We start from the raw sequence: 16033 nt of genomic DNA, 5'->3' as shown, positions 1-16033 counted from the left end.
TGGCCTCCCCACACTGGACGCCGCACCGCCATGGCCCGATGACCGATTCCTGCTCCCGCGGCAGACGCAAGCTGCTGCGCCATCTGCCTGGCTTGCTGGCCGCCGGCATCCTGCCCGCCCACGCCCATGACGGCCCCGCCAGCGACCATGCGACGATCGCGCCCGCCAGCCGCGACACCCTGACCGTCGTCGGGCCGTGGGAATTGACGGGCCTGGAACCGTCGCGCGGCGGCTATATGTTTACCCGCATGGAAGTGGCGCAAACCCTGCTCGATGCGGACGACCAGGGCCGCTTGCTGCCGGCGCTGGCCAGCGACTGGGAAGTGTCACGGGATGGACTGGAATGGCGCTTCTTCATCGCCCAGGGCAAGCTGTTCCACGACGGCACGCCGCTGACGGCGGGCACCGTGCTCGTTGCGCTGCAGCGCGCCCTGGCCGCGCCCGGCGTGCTGCGCCTGGCCCGCATCCGCGGCATGGCATCCGCGCGCGGCGCCATCGTCGTGACCCTGGCGCAGCCCTATGCGCCGCTGCCCTACCTGTTTACGCATTCGGGCACCCAAGTGCTGGCGCCATCGTCGTATGGCGCGGATGGCCGCGTGCAGCGCATCATCGGCAGCGGCCCATACAGGATCACGGCGATCGCCCTGCCGCAGCAGGTCGACGTGGCGTATTTCGATGGCTGGCGCGGCGAGCCGCCCGCCGTGCGCCGGGCGCGCTACATCAGCGTCTCGCGCGCGGAAACGCGGACCCTGATGGTGCAGAGCGGCCAGGCCGACGTGGCCTTCTCGCTGGACCCGCCCAGCATCCGCCGCCTGCTGCGCCTATCCACCGCGCAGCTGGTGGCCGCGCCGCTGCCGCGCACCACCTTTTTAAAGCTCAACGCCGGCCATCCGCTGCTGGCCGACGTGCGCGTGCGGCGCGCCATCAGCCTGGCGCTGGACCGCGACGGCATCGCCCGCGCCCTGCTGCGCGACGCCGACCTGGCTGCCACGCAGCTGTTCCCGCCCGCGATGGCCCTGTGGCACCAGCCGCAGCAAAACGCCATGGCGCCCCTGCGCGGCGATCCGGCGCAAGCCCGCGCGCTGCTGCGCCAGGCCGGCTACGCGCCGGGCGCCGACGGCATCCTGCGGCGCGCCGGCCAGCGCCTGGCGCTGACCCTGACCACCTTTGTCGACCGCCCGGAACTGCCGCTGATCGCCACGGCCGTGCAGGAAGAACTGCGCCAGGTCGGCATCGCCATCCAGGTCGTGGTGGGCAATTCCAGCGACATCCCCGCCGGCCACCGCAGCGGCGCGCTGCAAATCGGTCTCGTGGCGCGCAACTTCGGCAACCTTCCCGACCCGACGGCCACCCTGGCCGACGACTACGGCGTGCACGGCGGAGACTGGGGCGCGATGGGCTGGCACAGCCCCGCCGTCAGCGCCGCCCTGGCGCAACTGGCCGGCGGCGGCGTGGCGGCCGGCAGCGCGCAAGCGGCCCGGCTGCGCGCCAGCATCGCGGCAGAACTGCAGCAGGGCTTGCCCGTGATTCCCGTCGTCTGGTACCGCCAGACGCTGGCCGTGGCGCGCCGCGTGTCAGGCGTGAGCATCGACCCGTTCGAGCGCAGCTACCGGCTCTCCGGCATCACGTGGAAGACTCCCGCATGAAGATCCTGCTGAAAGCCTTGCTGCAGGCGCTGCTGGTGGCCCTGCTGGTGGGCACCCTGTGCTTTTTCATGACGCGCATGCTGCCCGGCGATATCGCCTACCGCATCGCGGCGGGCCGCTATGGCTATGACATGGTCGACGCGGCCGCCGCGCACGCCGTGCGCGTGGAACTGGGGCTGGACCGCGCGCCGCTGGCCGCGCTGGCCGACTGGTGGGGGCGGCTGCTGCGCCTGGACCTGGGCATCTCGCTGGTGACGGCGCAGCCCGTCATTGACGACATCCGCATACAGCTGGGGCAAACCCTGCGCCTGTCGCTATTCGCCGTCGCGCTGTCCCTGCCGCTGGGTCCCTTGCCCGGCGTGCTGGCGGGCCTGCGTCCGGGCGGCTGTTTCGACAAGGTCAACCTGCTGCTTTCCGTGCTGCTGCGCGCCCTGCCGCCATTTGTATTGGCACTGCTGCTGGTGCTGGCCTTTGCCGTGCAGCTGCAGGCCCTGCCCGCCGCCGGCCATGCCGACCATGGCAGCCTGATGCTGCCCGCGCTGACCCTGGCGCTGGGCCTGGCGGCAGTGTCCTCGCGCGTGGCCCGTGACGCGATGGCCCAGGTGCGCGCCTCCGCCTACTACGCCTTCGCCCTGACCAAGGGATTAAGTACCAGCGAAGCCTTGCTGCGGCATGGCGCGCGCAACGTCGCCGCGCCCGTGGTCGCCTACACGGCGGTGCAGCTGGTGTACCTGGTCGAAGGCGTGGTGCTGGTGGAAACCATCTTTGCCTGGCCCGGCATCGGCCACGCGCTGGTGCACGCCATCTTTGCCCGCGACGTGCCGATGATACAGGGCACGGCCCTGGTCCTGGGACTGCTGTTCGTGCTGTTCAACTGCCTCGTCGACCTGGCTTGCGCCGCGCTCGACCCGCGCGCGAGGCAGGCATGAAAGCATTACCCCTCTCGCAGCGCGCCGGCTGGCTGCTCCTGCTGCTGGTCGCCGCCTTTGCCCTGCTTGGCCCCGCGCTGGTGGGCATCGACCCGGCCCGCCAGACCCTGGCGCGCTTTCTGGAAGCGCCCAGTTTGGCGCATCCGCTGGGCCTCGATCATTTGGGCCGCAGCATGCTGGCGCGCCTTGCCCACGGCGCGCAGCTGTCCCTGTCGATGGCCGTGCTCAGCGTGCTGAGCGCCGCCTTGCCCGGCACGTTGCTGGGCTTGCTGGCCGCCTGGCGCGGCGGCTGGCCGGACCGCCTCCTGGGCGCACTGGCCGACGCGGTGCTGGCCTTGCCCGGCCTGCTGCTGGTACTGCTGCTGGCCGCCTTCGCGCCCGGCCAGTTCTGGCCCCTGTACCTGGGCATCTCGCTAGCCCTGTGGGTCGAATACTTCCGCGTCACGCGCAGCGCGGCCGCCCTCCTGCTGGCCAGCCCGCAGGTGGAAGCGGCGCGCCTGCTGGGCTTTGGTCCCGCTTACATCATCCGCCGCCACCTGGCGCCCGTGCTGCTGCCGCGCCTGGCCACCCTGATGCGCTTCGGCCTTGGCGGCGCCGTGCTGGCCATGGCCGCTTTAGGCTTCATCGGCGTCGGCCTGCAGCCGCCCACGGCGGAACTGGGCGTGATGATGATCGAACTGCTGCCGTATTACAGCGAAGCGCCGTGGCTGGTGGCCGCCCCCGTGGCGCTGCTGTTCTTCACCATGCTGGGCCTGATGCTGGCCGGGCGCGAACGCAATCTCCCATGAGCGAACACCGTTATCTGGAACTGGACGGCCTGGCCGTCATCGACACGGCCAGCGGCGCGCGGCTGGTGCAAGGCGCCAGCCTTGGCCTGGCGGCCGGCGGCGCATTGACCTTGCTGGGCGAAAGCGGCTCGGGCAAGTCCCTGCTGGCGCAGGCCATCATGGGCACGCTCGCCGCCGGCCTGCGCGCCGAAGGCGGCATCTGCATCGGCACGCACCGGCTCAAGGCGGCCGATTCGCAATCCAGGCAAGCGCTGTGGGGCCGCGAAGTGGCGCTGCTGCCGCAGGAACCATGGCTGGCGCTCGACCCCACCATGCGCGTGCGCCAGCAGGTGGCGGAAACCCATGAGCTGGTGGCGGGACTGTCGCAAACCGATGCGTGCGAAGCGGCCCTGCGCGACCTGGCACGGCTGGACATGCGCCATGCGGCGCCCCTGTACCCGCACCAGATATCGGGCGGCATGGCGCAGCGCGTGGCCTTCCTGGCCACCCATGCGGCCGGCGCCCGCCTCTTGATCGTCGATGAACCGACCAAGGGCCAGGATCCCGGCCGGCGCGCCGGCATCCTGGCCATGCTGCGCGCCGCGCAAGCTGGCGGCATGGCCGTGCTGTGCATCACGCACGACGTGTGGCTGGCGCGCGCATTGGGCGGCCAGGTCGCCGTCATGCTCGACGGCGCCATCGTCGAACAGGGCGAATCGCGCACCGTGCTGGCGCAGCCGGCGCACGCCTACACGCGGGCGCTGCTGGCGGCCGATCCGGCCAGCTGGCCAGCGCGCACGCCTGGCGCGGCACCGGGTGCCATCGTCGCCAAGGTGGATAACATCGCCAAGGCCTTCGGCCCGCATTCCCTGTTTGCCGGCATCAGCGCGGACATCCGCCAGGGAGAAGTCGTCGCCGTCACGGGCGAAAGCGGCGCCGGCAAGACGACTTTCGGCAATCTGCTGCTGGGTCTATTGCAGCCCGACGCGGGTACCGTCACACGCGCCGCTGGCTTGCCGCGCACGGCCTTCCAGAAACTGTACCAGGACCCGGCTGCCGCCTTCGCGCCCACCATCACGCTGGAAACGGCGCTACGCGACGTGGTCAAGCTGCATGGCCTGGCATGGAACTGCGTGCCGCCGCTGCTGGCGCGTTTGCGCCTGGGGAGTCATTTGCTGGCGCGCCGGCCGTCGCAAGTGTCGGGCGGCGAACTGCAGCGCTTTGCGCTGGCCAGGGTACTGCTGCTGAAACCGGCGCTGATCTTCGCCGACGAGCCGACCTCGCGCCTGGACCCGATCACGCAGCAGGAAACCTTGGCGCTGCTGCTGGACACGGCCAGCGCCAGCGGCTGCGCCGTGCTGCTGGTGACGCACGATGAACAAATCGCGCGTGCCGTGGCGCAGCGGCGCATCGATTTGCACGTTGGCTGAAGCGTGCCGGCTTCCGTGCTTCCTTCAACCCAAAGACAAAAAGGGCCGGGGTCGCGGGGTCAGGCCCCGTGGGTCTGATCCCGGCACTTGCTTTTGGGGTGAAAGAACGTCGCTACCGCAAGCCACGGTCCGGACAAGCAGGAAAAACCACCGCGTCATCAGGAAACAGCAATCTCCATCGCCAGCAGCGCCGCCCCCAGGCACTTGCCGTGCGCATCCAGGGCCAGCGAGCGCGTGACGCCGCCGCCCAGCGCCTGCTGCATGACGAAGTTCAGTGCCCCTAGCTGCGGCAATTCGTAGCGCGTGACGGTGCCGCCCACGACGCCAGCGAAATGCCGGCGCACGCGCTCGGGCGTCACTTCACGCAGCAGCAGTTCGTAATCCTTGCGGTCATACGCGATCAGCGACAGGTTCGAAATGTCGCCCTTGTCGCCCGCGCGCGCATGCGCCAGTTCGCGCAGCGCGATGGTTTTAGCTTTGCTCATGTCAGTTTTCCCCGAAGTGGATGGCGCTGGGAACGAGCGCCGCGTCGACCAGGGTGGCGCGCACGGCCACCACGGCGCGCACCGATTTGCTGGCGCCGCCGCCGCCCGACGGGCCGCAGGTGTACAAGGTCTCGACTTCATTGCCGATGCGCGCCGCCTCCTGCAGGCTGGCCGCGCGGCCGGCCACGCGCAGGCGCACTTCATATGGCTCTGCATGACGGCCCGACAGCTGTGCGCCGTGAATGGCGTTGACGCCGATCAGGTCAAAACGCAGTTCCTCGGCCTGCACGCCGCTTAGGTGCAGGCGCTCGGCCACGATGGCTTGCGCAAGCCGCGCGCGGGCCTCGGCGCCCGGGCCTGCATACGAGATCTGCCCTTCGCCGATATAGCCGTCCAGGTAGCCCAGCGTCACCTTCAGCTGCCCGCTCTTCGCATGGCCGCTGGCGCCCGTGATGGCCACCCTGTCGATGGCCACCTGTTCCATCCGCACCTGCGAAAAATCGGCCACCACGTCCGGCGTCAGGTAGGCGGCCGGATCGTGGATTTCATACAGCAGCTGCTCGGTGCAGGTGGCCACCGTCACGCAGCCGCCCGACCCGGCCACCTTGGTGATGACGGCGCTGCCGTCCTCGCGCACCTCGCCGATGGGAAAGCCCAGGCGGGCCAGATTGGCCACATCCTTGTAGCCGGGATCGGCAAAGTAGCCTCCGCTGATTTGCCCCGCGCATTCGAGCAGGTGTCCCACCAGGGTGCCTTGCCCCAGCCGGTGCCAGTCGTCCATGGCCCAGCCAAACGCATGGATCAGCGGCGCCAGCACCAGGGCCGGGTCGGCGATCCTGCCCGTGACGATGACGTCGGCCCCCTGCGCCAGCGCATCCACCAGCGGCTGCGCGCCCAGGTAGGCATTCGCCGACAGCAGCCGCCCGCCCAGCTGCGCCACAGGCGCGCCCGTGTCGTCGAGGTAATCGCCGCCCGTCACCAGCGCCAGCACGTCGTCGCCCGTGACGGCCGCCACTTTTATATGCGGCAAGCCCAGTTCCTGCGCGATGGCGCGGATGGCGGCGGCGGCGGCCAGCGGATTGGCCGCGCCCATATTGGTCAGAATGCGCACGCCATTCTCGCTGCACGGGCGCAGCACGGCGCGCATGCGCTCGGCCAGCAGCGGGTCAAAGCCTTGCTGCGGGTCTTGCATCTTCGCTTGCTGCGCCAGCGCGATGGTGCGCTCGGCCAGGCATTCGAAAATCAGGTAATCGAGCTGGCCGCGCTCGGCCAGTTCCACGGCCGGCTCGATGCGGTCGCCCGAATAACCGGCGCCGGCGCCGATGCGGATGGTTTTCATATTGCGCTCCTGTTAAATAGGATGTTGCCTACAGCGGGAAGATGCCCAGCAAGATGCAGCTGATGGTCATCACGATCGACGCGGCAAACAGGTATTTGAAAGTGTATTTCTGGTGGTCGGCCAGGTCGATGCCGGCCAGGCCGGCGACGAGGAAGGTGGCCGGCGTCAGCGGGCTGACGGGAAAGCCCGTCGTCATCTGGCCCAGCAAGGCTGCCTGCGCCACCTGGATCGGTTCCACGCCCAGCATCTTGCTCACTTCGGCCACCACAGGCAGCACGCCGAAGTAAAAGGAGTCCGGGTCGAACAGCATCGACAGCGGCATGGACAGCACGCCCAGCACGGCCGGGATGTGCGAGGCCATTTCGGGCGGCACGAAGCCGACGGCCGTCTTGGCCATGGCCGACAGCATGCCGGACTTGTTCATGATGCCGGTGAAGACCCCGGCGGCGAACAGGATGCTGGCCATCAGCAGCGCCGCCTTGGCATGCGCGTCGATGCGGGCGCGCTGCATGTCCGCGTTCGGGTAATTGATCATCAGGGCCAGCACCACGCCGATCATGAACATCACGACGGGGTCGACCTTCCCGCTGATCATCACGCCGAGCACGATCACCGTCAGCACGATATTGATCCAGAAGTTTTTTGGCCGGCGGATGGCCTGTTCCGCTTCCGTCAGTTCATGCATCTGCACGAAGCCGGCCGGCGCGCCGGCCGTCAGGCCCAGGCGGATTTCTTCCTTGCGGCCCAGGTAATAGGCCACGCCGAAGACGAAGGCCAGGCCGATCAGCTGCACGGGAATCAGCGGCATGAAGATGTCGCTGACGGGAATGTGCAGGGCCGCCGAGGCGCGTATCATCGGCCCCGTCCAGGGCAGGAAGTTGACGCCGGCCGCCAGCGACGCCACGCAGGCGAGGATGCGGCGGTCGATGCCCAGGCGGGTGTACAGCGGCAGCATGGCGGGAATCGTCACGAGGAAGGTGACGGCGCCGGAACCGTCCAGGTGGATCAGCAGGGCCAGCAAGGCCGTCCCCGGCACGATGCGGCTGGGGCGGCTGCCCACCACGCGCAGGATGCCTTTGACGACAGGGTCGAGCATGCCGGCGTCCGTGACGATGCCGAAGAACAGGATGGCGAACACGAACATGCCCGCCACGGGCGCGATGTTGGTGATGCCGGCAACGATGAATTTCGACGTCTCCATGCCGAAGCCGCCGATCAGGGCAGCGACGATGGGGATGGTAATGAGCGCCACGAGGGGCGACATTTTCTTGGTGAGGATGGCCGCCAGTAAAATGGCGATCGTGCACAGTCCGAGCAGGGCCAGCATGGTATTTGTCTCCGTAAGTTGTGTGTCCCTCGTCTATGCGGGGTTTGAAGCATTCTGCTGCCGGCGCTTTATATTGTAAAATCGATTTTTCAGCATGATTATCCTGTTTTTCAAATTAAACGATGCTACCCAACATTTCCAGCAAGCTGCTGCAGGCGTTTGTCGCGCTGGCCGACTGCCGCCACTTCACGCGCGCGGCCGAGCGCTGCCATTTGTCGCAATCGGCCTTCAGCGCCGTGATCCAGAAACTGGAGACGGCGCTGGGAGCAAAGCTGGTCGAGCGCGACACGCGCAACGTGACCCTGACGGTCGAAGGCGAGATGTTCGTGGAAGTGGCGCGCGGCCTGCTGGCGGACATGCAGGCCGCCTTTGGCAACCTGAGCGACTATGTGGCGCGCCGCAAGGGGCGCGTGGCCATCGCCGCCCTGCCCTCGCTGGCCGCGCATGGCCTGCCGGCCGTGATCGCCGAGTACCGCGCCAGCTATCCGGGCATCGAAGTGCGGCTGCACGACGCGCTGTCGGACCAGTGCCTGCATTTGCTCCGGCAAGGCAAGGTCGACCTGGCCATCACGGCGCCCAGCGCGCGGCTGGCCGAATTCGACACGCGCACCCTCTGCAGCGACCCGTTCTATCTGGTGTGCCGGCGCGACCATGCGCTGGCCGCCAGGCGCCGCTTGGCGCTGGCCGATCTCGCAGGCTGCGAATTGATCCACCTGGCCAAGTCCACCAGCGTGCGCCAGCACGTGGAGCTGCTGGTGCATGGCATCGCCGTGCGCGACAGCGGCCTGGAAGTGGAGCACCTGGCCACCGTGGCCGGCCTGATCGAGCATGGCCTGGGTGTGGCGCTGGTGCCGGCGCTGACCCTGTTCCAGTTCCGCAAGCTGAACCTGGTGGCCGTGCCGCTGGCGCACGGCCAGCCGGAGCGCCCCATCGTGCTGGCCACGCAGCGCAGCCTGTCCGTCGCCGCACAGGGCATGCTGGAGCTGATCGAGCTGCGCCTGGGCGGTGGCGCCATGCCGTAGCCTGCCTCAGGGCGCGCCGAAACCGCCGCCGCCGGGCGTCTCGATGACGAACACGTCACCGGGCAGCATCTGCGCCTTGCCAATATGCGGCAAGTGCTCGACCGTGCCGTCGGCCCGCTCGACATAGTTTTTCCCCAATGCGCCGGCCTCGCCGCCATCCATGCCGAACGGAGCAATGATGCGGTTGTTCGACAGGATGGCCGCCGTCATCGCTTCCAGGAAGCGCATCCTGCGCACGCCGCCATTGCCGCCGTGCCAGCGCCCCGCCCCGCCGGAGCCGGGACGGATGCTGTAGCCGTCCAGGCGCACGGGAAAACGCCACTCCAGGATTTCCGGATCCGTCAGGCGCGAATTGGTCATATTGGTCTGCACCACGTCCGTGCCGTCGAAACCGGGGCCGGCGCCCGAGCCGCCGGAGATCGTCTCGTAGTACTGGTACTTGTCGCTGCCAAACGTGAAATTGTTCATCGTGCCCTGCGACGCCGCCATGGCGCCCAGCGCGCCATACAGGGCGTTGGTGATGCAGGTCGAGGTTTCCACGTTGCCCGAGACGACGGAGGCGGGATACTGGGGATTGAGCATGGAGCCGGGCGGAATGATGACGGTCAAGGGCTTCAGGCAGCCGGCATTGAGCGGTATCTCGTCGTCCACCAGCGTGCGGAACACGTACAGCACGGCCGCCATGCAGACGGCGGACGGCGCATTGAAGTTGTTCGGCAACTGGCGGGAAGTGCCCGTGAAATCGATGGTGGCGCTGCGCTGCGCCGCGTCGACGCGGATAGCCACCTGGATGCGCGCGCCGTTGTCCAGCGCCACGGTATAACCGCCATCCTTCAAGGTCGTGATGACCCTGCGCACGGCTTCCTCCGCATTGTCCTGCACGTGGCGCATATAGGCCTGCACCACGTCGAGGCCGAAATGCGCCACCATTTTATGCAGTTCGTCCGCCCCCTTCCGGTTGGCCGCCACCTGGGCGCGCAGGTCGGCCAGGTTTTGCCGCGGATTGCGGGCGGGATGGCTGGCGCCCGCCAGCAGGGCCAGCGTTTCTTCTTCCGCCAGCCGCCCCGTGGCGCCGTCGACCAGCTTGAAATTGTCGATCAATACGCCCTCTTCCCCTATATGCGTGGAGTCGGGCGGCATCGAGCCGGGCGTGGTGCCGCCGATGTCCGCATGGTGGCCGCGCGAGCCCACGTAGAACAGGATGCTGCTGCCGTCGGCGTCGAAGACGGGCGAGATCACCGTCACGTCGGGCAAATGCGTGCCGCCGTGGTAAGGGTCGTTGAGCATGTACACGTCGCCGGCCCGCATCTGCCCCGCATTGCGCGTCATGACGGTGCGGATGCTCTCGCCCATGGAGCCCAGGTGCACGGGCATGTGCGGCGCATTGGCGATGAGGTTGCCTTGAGCATCGAAGATGGCGCAGCTGAAATCGAGCCGCTCCTTGATGTTGACGGAATGGGCCGTATTTTGCAGGCGCAGTCCCATCTGCTCGGCGATCGACATGAACAGATTGTTGAAAATTTCCAGCATCACGGGGTCGGCGTCTGTCGCTGCTTGCAAACCCTGGTCGCGCCGCCCGGGCAAGGCGGCCACCCGGCGCAGTATCAAATGGCCCTGCGCCGTGACGTCGGCGCGCCAGCCCGGCTCGATGACGGTGGTGGCATTGGCATCGCTGACGATGGCCGGACCGTCGATGGCGTCGCCGGGACGCAGGCTGTCCGCCGCATACAGGCCGCTGGCGCGCCACGCTCCCGCGCAATACATGTCCACCGTCTGCACGGGCGCCAGCGCGCCCAACCGCGCCGCGTACGCCGGTGCGCCAACCTGCGGCGCGTCGGAAGCGCCGATGGCTTCCACGGAGATCGCCTCGACGATCAGCGCTCGCGCCGGCATCAGGAAGGAAAAGCGCTTCCTGTACGCCGCTTCGAACTGCGCCTGCATGCCGGCGACGCTATCGAACAGCACCACCAAGGGGGAATCCGTGCCTTCGTAGCGCAGGTGCACCCGCGAAATCAGCGCGATGCGTTCCCGTTCCACGCCCTGGCGCAGCAAGTCGCCTTGCGCCAGTTCGCCCAGCGCGGCGAAATCGTCCGCAAGATCCGCACCCAATACCGCCTCGATGGCCCGCTCGCGCATGGCGCTCTGGTCGGCCAGGCCCATGCCGTAGGCCGACATCACGCCCGCCAGGGCATGGATGAAGACCGTGCGCATGCCCAGCGCATCGGCCACCAGGCAGGCGTGCTGGCCGCCCGCGCCGCCAAAGCTGGTCAAGGTGTATGCGGTGACGTCATGGCCGCGCTGCACGGAAATCTGCTTGATGGCGTTGGCCATGTTCCCCACGGCGATGGCGATATAGCCTTCGGCCACCTGCTCCGCCGTGCTCCCCACCGTGCGCGCCAGCGCCTCGAACTGGGCGCGCACGGTGGCCACGTCCAGTGCCTCATCGGCGTCGGGGCCGAAGACGCGGGGAAAGAACGCCGGCTGCAGCTTGCCCAGCATGACGTTGCAGTCGGTGACGGCCAGCGGGCCGCCGCGCCGGTAGCTGGCGGGGCCGGGATTGGCGCCCGCGCTGTCCGGCCCCACCTTGTAGCGGGCGCCGTCGAAGTGCAGGATGGAGCCGCCGCCCGCCGCCACCGTGTGGATGCTCATCATCGGTGCGCGCATGCGCACGCCGGCGATCTGCGTCTCGAACACGCGCTCGAACTCGCCCGCGTAATGGGACACATCCGTCGAGGTGCCGCCCATGTCGAAGCCGATGACTTTGTCGAAGCCGGCCAGCGCGCTGGCGCGCACCATGCCGACGATGCCGCCGGCGGGGCCGGACAGGATGCTGTCCTTGCCCTGGAAGGCGCGCGCATCCGTCAAGCCGCCGTTCGACTGCATGAATTGCAGGTGCACGCCGGGCAGCTCCTGCGCCAGCTGGTCGACGTAGCGGCGCAAAATGGGCGACAGGTAGGCGTCGACCACCGTGGTGTCGCCGCGCGCCACCAGCTTCATCATGGGGCTGATCTCGTGCGAGACGGATACTTGCGTAAAACCGGTTTCGCGCGCCAGTTGCGCCACCCGCGCCTCGTGCGCGTGATGGCGGTAGCCATGCATGCAGACGATGGCGATCGAACGCAAGCCGCGCGCATGCGCCAGTTCCAGCGCCGTGCGCGCGGCCGCCTCGTCGAGCGGCGTGACCACCTCGCCGTGCGCGCCCATGCGTTCATCGAGTTCGATCACGTCGCCATACAGCAGTTCGGGCAGCACGATCTGGCGGGCAAACAGCCGCGGGCGGTTCTGGTAGGCGATGCGCAAGGCGTCGCGGAACCCGCGCGTGATGGCCAGCACCGTCGGTTCGCCCTTGCGTTCGAGCAGCGCATTGGTGGCGACCGTCGTGCCCATCTTGATCGCGCCCAGCTGGCCGGCAGGCAGCGGCGCATCGGGCGCAAGACCCATCAGCTGGCGCATGCCGGCCAGGGCCGCGTCGCGGTACTGGCCCGGATTTTCCGACAGCAGCTTGTGCGTGGCCAGGCTGCCGTCGGGACGGCGCGCCACGATGTCCGTAAAGGTGCCGCCCCGGTCGATCCAGAATTGCCAATCCATCGCCTTGCCCCCAAGTCTGAGTGAGATGGCTATTGTAGCCGCCAAATCAGCGGGCGTTTCAGGCGTGCGCGCCTTGCCTTCCACGCCGATCGGCCTTATGTTGCAAGCATACCGACAACAGGAAGACACACATGCCACTGACCGACTCCGCACATCCCTTGTACGCCATCGCCGAACTGCGCGCCATCGAACAGGCAGCACTGCAAGAGCTGCCGCAAGGCTTGCTGATGCAGCGCGCCGGCCAGGCCGCCGCCAGCGCCGCGCTGAAACTGCTGCACCGCCAGGAAGAAGGCGACAGCGCGGGACACAGCCGCGTGCTGGTGCTCGCCGGCCCCGGCGACAATGGCGGCGACGCGCTGGAAGCGGCCATGCACCTGGCCGGCAGCGGCATCGAAGTGCTGGTATGGCTGGCGCCCGAGGCGCGCGCCACCTCGCCCGAACGGGCACTGGCACTGAGCCGCGCCCGCAACAGTGCCGCGCGCTTCATCGACGCCGATACCAGCATGGCGTCGGCGGCCGTGGGCGCGGCGCCGTGGGATCTGGTGATCGATGGCCTGTTCGGCATCGGCGCGTCGCGCCCGCTCGACGGCGAATGCCGCGAGGTGGTCCAGCTGGTGAATCAGCTCGATTGCCCCGTGCTGGCGCTCGACGTGCCCAGCGGCCTGCACGCGGACACGGGCGCCGTCGACGGCGTCGCCATCCGCGCCACGCACACGCTCACCTTCATCGGCGACAAACCCGGCCTGCACACGGCGAACGGCCGCGATCATGCGGGCGAAGTGGAAGTCGCGGCGCTGGCCATCGACCCCGCCCTGCTGCCCGCGGCGAAGGCGCAGCTGAACGGCCTGCACCTGTTCGCGCGCCAGCTGCAGCCGCGCCGGCAAAACACGCACAAAGGCAGCTATGGCAGCGTGGCCGTCATCGGCGGCGCGCACGGCATGGCGGGCGCGCCCATCCTGTCGGCCCGCACGGCCCTGCATGCGGGCGCGGGCCGCGTCTACATCGCCTTTCCCGACTCTCCGCCCCCGTTCGACAGCGGCCAGCCGGAACTGATGTGCCGCCGCGCGAAGGACGTGGACTTCTCCGGCCTGCACTTCGCCGCGCTGGTGGCGGGACCGGGCCTGGGCGACGATGTCGATACGGTGGAACTGCTGCAGCGGACGTTCGAAAGCGACAGCCCGCTGCTGCTGGATGCGGACGCGCTGAACCTGATGGCGGCCGAGCCGGAACTGCAGTCGGCGCTGGCCGTGCGCGCGGGGGCCGGGGCGACCATCCTGACGCCGCACCCGCTGGAAGCGGCCCGCCTGCTCGACATGACGGTGGCCGAAGTGCAGGCCGACCGCCTCGGTGCGGCGCGCCAGCTGGCGGCGCAGCTGGGCGTGATCGTCGTCTTGAAAGGCTCGGGCACGGTGATCGCCGCGCAGGATGGCAGTGTGGTGGTCAACAACACGGGCGGCCCCGCCCTGGCCACGGCAGGCACGGGCGACGTGCTGGCGGGCCTGTGCGGCAGCCTGCTGGCGCAGGGCTGGCCAGAATGGGAAGCGGCCATCGGCGCCGTCTGGCTGCACGGCGCGGCCGCCGACGCGCTGGTGGCATCGGGCGCGGGGCCGATCGGCCTGACGGCGGGGGAATTGATCCCGGCGATCCGCAAATTGATCAATGCCTTGTCGCTGGCTTGAGCCAGATGTTGGATTACGCCCTGCGGGCTAATCCAACCTGCACATGGCGACGAATGCAGGCCGGATTAGCGCAACGCGCAATCCGGCAAGCATCTGCGGCAGCCATCCCGCCGCAATGGCCACCGTCCACCCGCAGCGCGCCGCAATCGAGCATGAACGTAGGTCGGATTAGCGGAACGCGTAATCCGACAAACATGAGCGGCATGCGTCCCGCCGCAATGGCCATCGCGCGCAAACAGCCGGGTGGATCCGCAGGTTGGGGCGAGGCGTCATCCGCCCTGCCGCCCGCCAGCCATCACACCAGCCGGCCCGCCGCAATGGTAATCGTGCGTCCGCAGCGGGCAGCGATCGAGCTGTCGTGCGTGACGAGCACCAGGGTCGAGCCCCGTTCCCGGTTCAGCTCGAACATCAGCTGGATCACGGCTTCGCCCGTGGCCGCATCCAGGCTGCCCGTCGGTTCATCGGCAAACAGCAGCGGCGGCTCCGTCACGAAGGCGCGGGCCAGGGCCACGCGCTGCTGCTCGCCGCCGGACAGGTATTTCGGGTAGTGCTTCAGGCGGCTGCCCAGGTTGACGCGGCCCAGCATGGCTTGCGCCTTTTCCTTCGCCTGCGGGTCGCCGCGCAGTTCCAGCGGCAGCATGACGTTTTCCAGCGCCGTCAGGTGCGCCAGCAGCTGGAAGGACTGGAACACGAAGCCCAGCTTTTCCTTGCGAAAACCGGCGCGTCCATCCTCATCGAGGGCGAAGATATCCGTGCCGTCGAGCATCACCTTGCCCTCGCTGGGCGTATCGAGTCCCGCCAGCAAGCCCAGCAAGGTGGACTTGCCGGAACCGGAGGCGCCGACGATGGCCAGCGTCTCGGCCGTTTGCACGGTAAAATCGACGCGATGCAGGATGGTCAGCTCGCCATCGGCATCGGGTACGCGCTTGGCCAGCTGGACCACTTCGATGGCCGGCTGCGCATTTTGGCTGTTGGTTGCGGCGGGCCGCTGGGCCGCTGCTTCGGACGGGAGGAAGTTGGTGGAAGTCGCTTTAGGGAATTCAGGCATGCTGATCTATCTTAAAAAATTTCGTGAACAAATAAGTGTCAAGGGCGGCAGCCGCCTGCGGCGGCGCACCCTGGCCCTGCTTCCTGCGGCAATCCTGCTCCTGGGGGCAGGCATGGCGAACGCCTATTCTGCACCAAAAACGCTGCTGGTGCTCGGCGATAGCCTCTCGGCCGAGTACGGCCTGGCTCGGGGCACGGGCTGGGTGGCGCTGCTGGAGCAGCGGCTCAAGGCGCAACAGAACGCCACGCGCATCGTCAATGCCAGCATCAGCGGCGAGACCACCAGTGGCGGCCGCGCGCGCCTGCCTGCCCTGCTGGCGAAACACCAGCCGGACGTGGTGCTGATCGAACTGGGCGCCAACGACGGCTTACGCGGCTTGCAGCTGGCCGCCACCGAGGCGAACCTGCGCGCCATGGGCGAAGCGTCGAAAAAGGCTGGCGCGCAAGTGGTGCTGGTCGGCATGCGCATGCCGCCGAACTATGGCCGCGACTATGGCGACAAGTTTTACGCCATGTACGGCAAGCTGGCCAAGGAATGGCAGGCGCCCCTGGTGCCCTTCATGTTCGAAGGCATCGCTGACCAGCCGCAGCTGTTCCAGGCGGACCGCATGCATCCGAATGCGCAGGCGCATCCGGCGATTCTGAAAAATATCTGGCCGCGCCTGGCGCCGTTGCTGGGGGCTAAATAAGCCTGTTGTTGACGTTACATTGAACCCGAGGCAGAAATCAGGGGTCAGACCCGACGGGGGAATATGCGCCAATGGCGCGTATTCC

At 68.3% G+C, this 16033-nt stretch carries 12 protein-coding genes; 7 read left to right on the top strand and 5 right to left on the bottom strand.

Features of this window, described 5'->3' with window-relative positions:
• Window positions 1-38 precede the first annotated feature (38 nt).
• Genes ACZ92H_RS17010 through ACZ92H_RS16995 form a run of 4 tightly spaced genes read left to right on the top strand, consistent with a single transcriptional unit; the run spans window position 39 to window position 4772 of the window.
• Window positions 39-1646, top strand: coding sequence for an ABC transporter substrate-binding protein (locus ACZ92H_RS17010; RefSeq protein ID WP_465050302.1), 1608 nt, complete (start codon window positions 39-41; stop codon window positions 1644-1646).
• Window positions 1643-2575 carry an ABC transporter permease gene (locus tag ACZ92H_RS17005; RefSeq protein WP_465050301.1) on the top strand — a complete coding sequence of 311 codons (933 nt, stop codon included), beginning with the start codon at window positions 1643-1645 and terminating at the stop codon, window positions 2573-2575. The genes ACZ92H_RS17010 and ACZ92H_RS17005 overlap by 4 nt, the downstream gene beginning before the upstream one ends.
• Complete coding sequence (locus ACZ92H_RS17000; RefSeq protein WP_465050300.1) at window positions 2572-3363, top strand: ABC transporter permease; 792 nt, start codon at window positions 2572-2574, stop codon at window positions 3361-3363. Before ACZ92H_RS17005 ends, ACZ92H_RS17000 begins: the two co-directional genes overlap by 4 nt.
• Entirely contained in the window at window positions 3360-4772 is a 1413-nt protein-coding gene (locus tag ACZ92H_RS16995; RefSeq protein ID WP_465050299.1) for an ABC transporter ATP-binding protein, read from the top strand. Before ACZ92H_RS17000 ends, ACZ92H_RS16995 begins: the two co-directional genes overlap by 4 nt.
• A 158-nt stretch (window positions 4773-4930) precedes the next feature.
• On the opposite strand, the gene ACZ92H_RS16990 is transcribed toward ACZ92H_RS16995, so the two are convergent.
• From ACZ92H_RS16990 to ACZ92H_RS16980, 3 genes are read right to left on the bottom strand one after another with little or no spacing between them, the layout of a single operon-like run.
• Entirely contained in the window at window positions 4931-5239 is a 309-nt protein-coding gene (locus ACZ92H_RS16990) for an AtuA-related protein (RefSeq protein ID WP_465050476.1), read from the bottom strand.
• A gap of 19 nt (window positions 5240-5258) precedes the next feature.
• The gene (locus tag ACZ92H_RS16985) at window positions 5259-6596 is read right to left on the bottom strand and encodes an acyclic terpene utilization AtuA family protein (RefSeq protein WP_465050297.1); all 1338 of its coding nucleotides are present in this window, start codon (window positions 6594-6596) and stop codon (window positions 5259-5261) included.
• Window positions 6597-6624: 28 nt separating this feature from the next.
• Window positions 6625-7923, bottom strand: coding sequence for a CitMHS family transporter (locus ACZ92H_RS16980; protein ID WP_465050296.1), 1299 nt, complete (start codon window positions 7921-7923; stop codon window positions 6625-6627).
• A 122-nt stretch (window positions 7924-8045) separates the two neighbouring features.
• Between ACZ92H_RS16980 and ACZ92H_RS16975 the strand changes: the two genes are divergently transcribed.
• Window positions 8046-8945, top strand: a complete 900-nt coding sequence (locus tag ACZ92H_RS16975; protein WP_465050295.1) for a LysR family transcriptional regulator — start codon at window positions 8046-8048, stop codon at window positions 8943-8945.
• Between the two features lie 6 nt (window positions 8946-8951).
• Here ACZ92H_RS16975 and ACZ92H_RS16970 read toward each other — a convergent pair whose 3' ends face one another.
• Window positions 8952-12533, bottom strand: a complete 3582-nt coding sequence (locus ACZ92H_RS16970) for a hydantoinase B/oxoprolinase family protein (RefSeq protein ID WP_465050294.1) — start codon at window positions 12531-12533, stop codon at window positions 8952-8954.
• A 131-nt stretch (window positions 12534-12664) separates the two neighbouring features.
• On the opposite strand from ACZ92H_RS16970, the gene ACZ92H_RS16965 reads away from it, so the two are divergent.
• On the top strand, window positions 12665-14212 hold the full coding sequence (locus ACZ92H_RS16965) for an NAD(P)H-hydrate dehydratase (protein ID WP_465050293.1): 1548 nt from the start codon (window positions 12665-12667) through the stop codon (window positions 14210-14212).
• Window positions 14213-14507: 295 nt separating this feature from the next.
• On the opposite strand, the gene ACZ92H_RS16960 is transcribed toward ACZ92H_RS16965, so the two are convergent.
• The gene (locus ACZ92H_RS16960) at window positions 14508-15260 is read right to left on the bottom strand and encodes an ABC transporter ATP-binding protein (RefSeq protein WP_465050292.1); all 753 of its coding nucleotides are present in this window, start codon (window positions 15258-15260) and stop codon (window positions 14508-14510) included.
• Between ACZ92H_RS16960 and ACZ92H_RS16955 the strand changes: the two genes are divergently transcribed.
• A complete protein-coding gene (locus ACZ92H_RS16955; RefSeq protein ID WP_465050291.1) occupies window positions 15259-15948 on the top strand; it encodes an arylesterase in 690 nt (229 codons plus the stop codon). The genes ACZ92H_RS16960 and ACZ92H_RS16955 overlap by 2 nt on opposite strands.
• Window positions 15949-16033 lie beyond the last annotated feature (85 nt).

It is taken from the genome of Janthinobacterium foliorum (assembly GCF_978021625.1).
The sequence above is the reverse complement of the archived record's forward strand: the minus strand, read 5'-3'. Positions and strand labels throughout refer to the sequence as shown.

Excerpts from the sequence above, each read along its gene's own strand:
- ACZ92H_RS17010 (WP_465050302.1), top strand. The coding sequence starts at position 39 with ATGACCGATTCCTGCTCCCGCGGCAGACGCAAGCTGCTGCGCCATCTG.
- ACZ92H_RS17005 (WP_465050301.1), top strand. The coding sequence starts at position 1,643 with ATGAAGATCCTGCTGAAAGCCTTGCTGCAGGCGCTGCTGGTGGCCCTG.
- ACZ92H_RS17000 (WP_465050300.1), top strand. The coding sequence starts at position 2,572 with ATGAAAGCATTACCCCTCTCGCAGCGCGCCGGCTGGCTGCTCCTGCTG.
- ACZ92H_RS16995 (WP_465050299.1), top strand. The coding sequence starts at position 3,360 with ATGAGCGAACACCGTTATCTGGAACTGGACGGCCTGGCCGTCATCGAC.
- ACZ92H_RS16985 (WP_465050297.1), bottom strand. The coding sequence starts at position 6,596 with ATGAAAACCATCCGCATCGGCGCCGGCGCCGGTTATTCGGGCGACCGC.
- ACZ92H_RS16980 (WP_465050296.1), bottom strand. The coding sequence starts at position 7,923 with ATGCTGGCCCTGCTCGGACTGTGCACGATCGCCATTTTACTGGCGGCC.
- ACZ92H_RS16975 (WP_465050295.1), top strand. The coding sequence starts at position 8,046 with ATGCTACCCAACATTTCCAGCAAGCTGCTGCAGGCGTTTGTCGCGCTG.
- ACZ92H_RS16970 (WP_465050294.1), bottom strand. The coding sequence starts at position 12,533 with ATGGATTGGCAATTCTGGATCGACCGGGGCGGCACCTTTACGGACATC.
- ACZ92H_RS16965 (WP_465050293.1), top strand. The coding sequence starts at position 12,665 with ATGCCACTGACCGACTCCGCACATCCCTTGTACGCCATCGCCGAACTG.
- ACZ92H_RS16955 (WP_465050291.1), top strand. The coding sequence starts at position 15,259 with ATGCTGATCTATCTTAAAAAATTTCGTGAACAAATAAGTGTCAAGGGC.
- ACZ92H_RS16960 (WP_465050292.1), bottom strand. The coding sequence starts at position 15,260 with ATGCCTGAATTCCCTAAAGCGACTTCCACCAACTTCCTCCCGTCCGAA.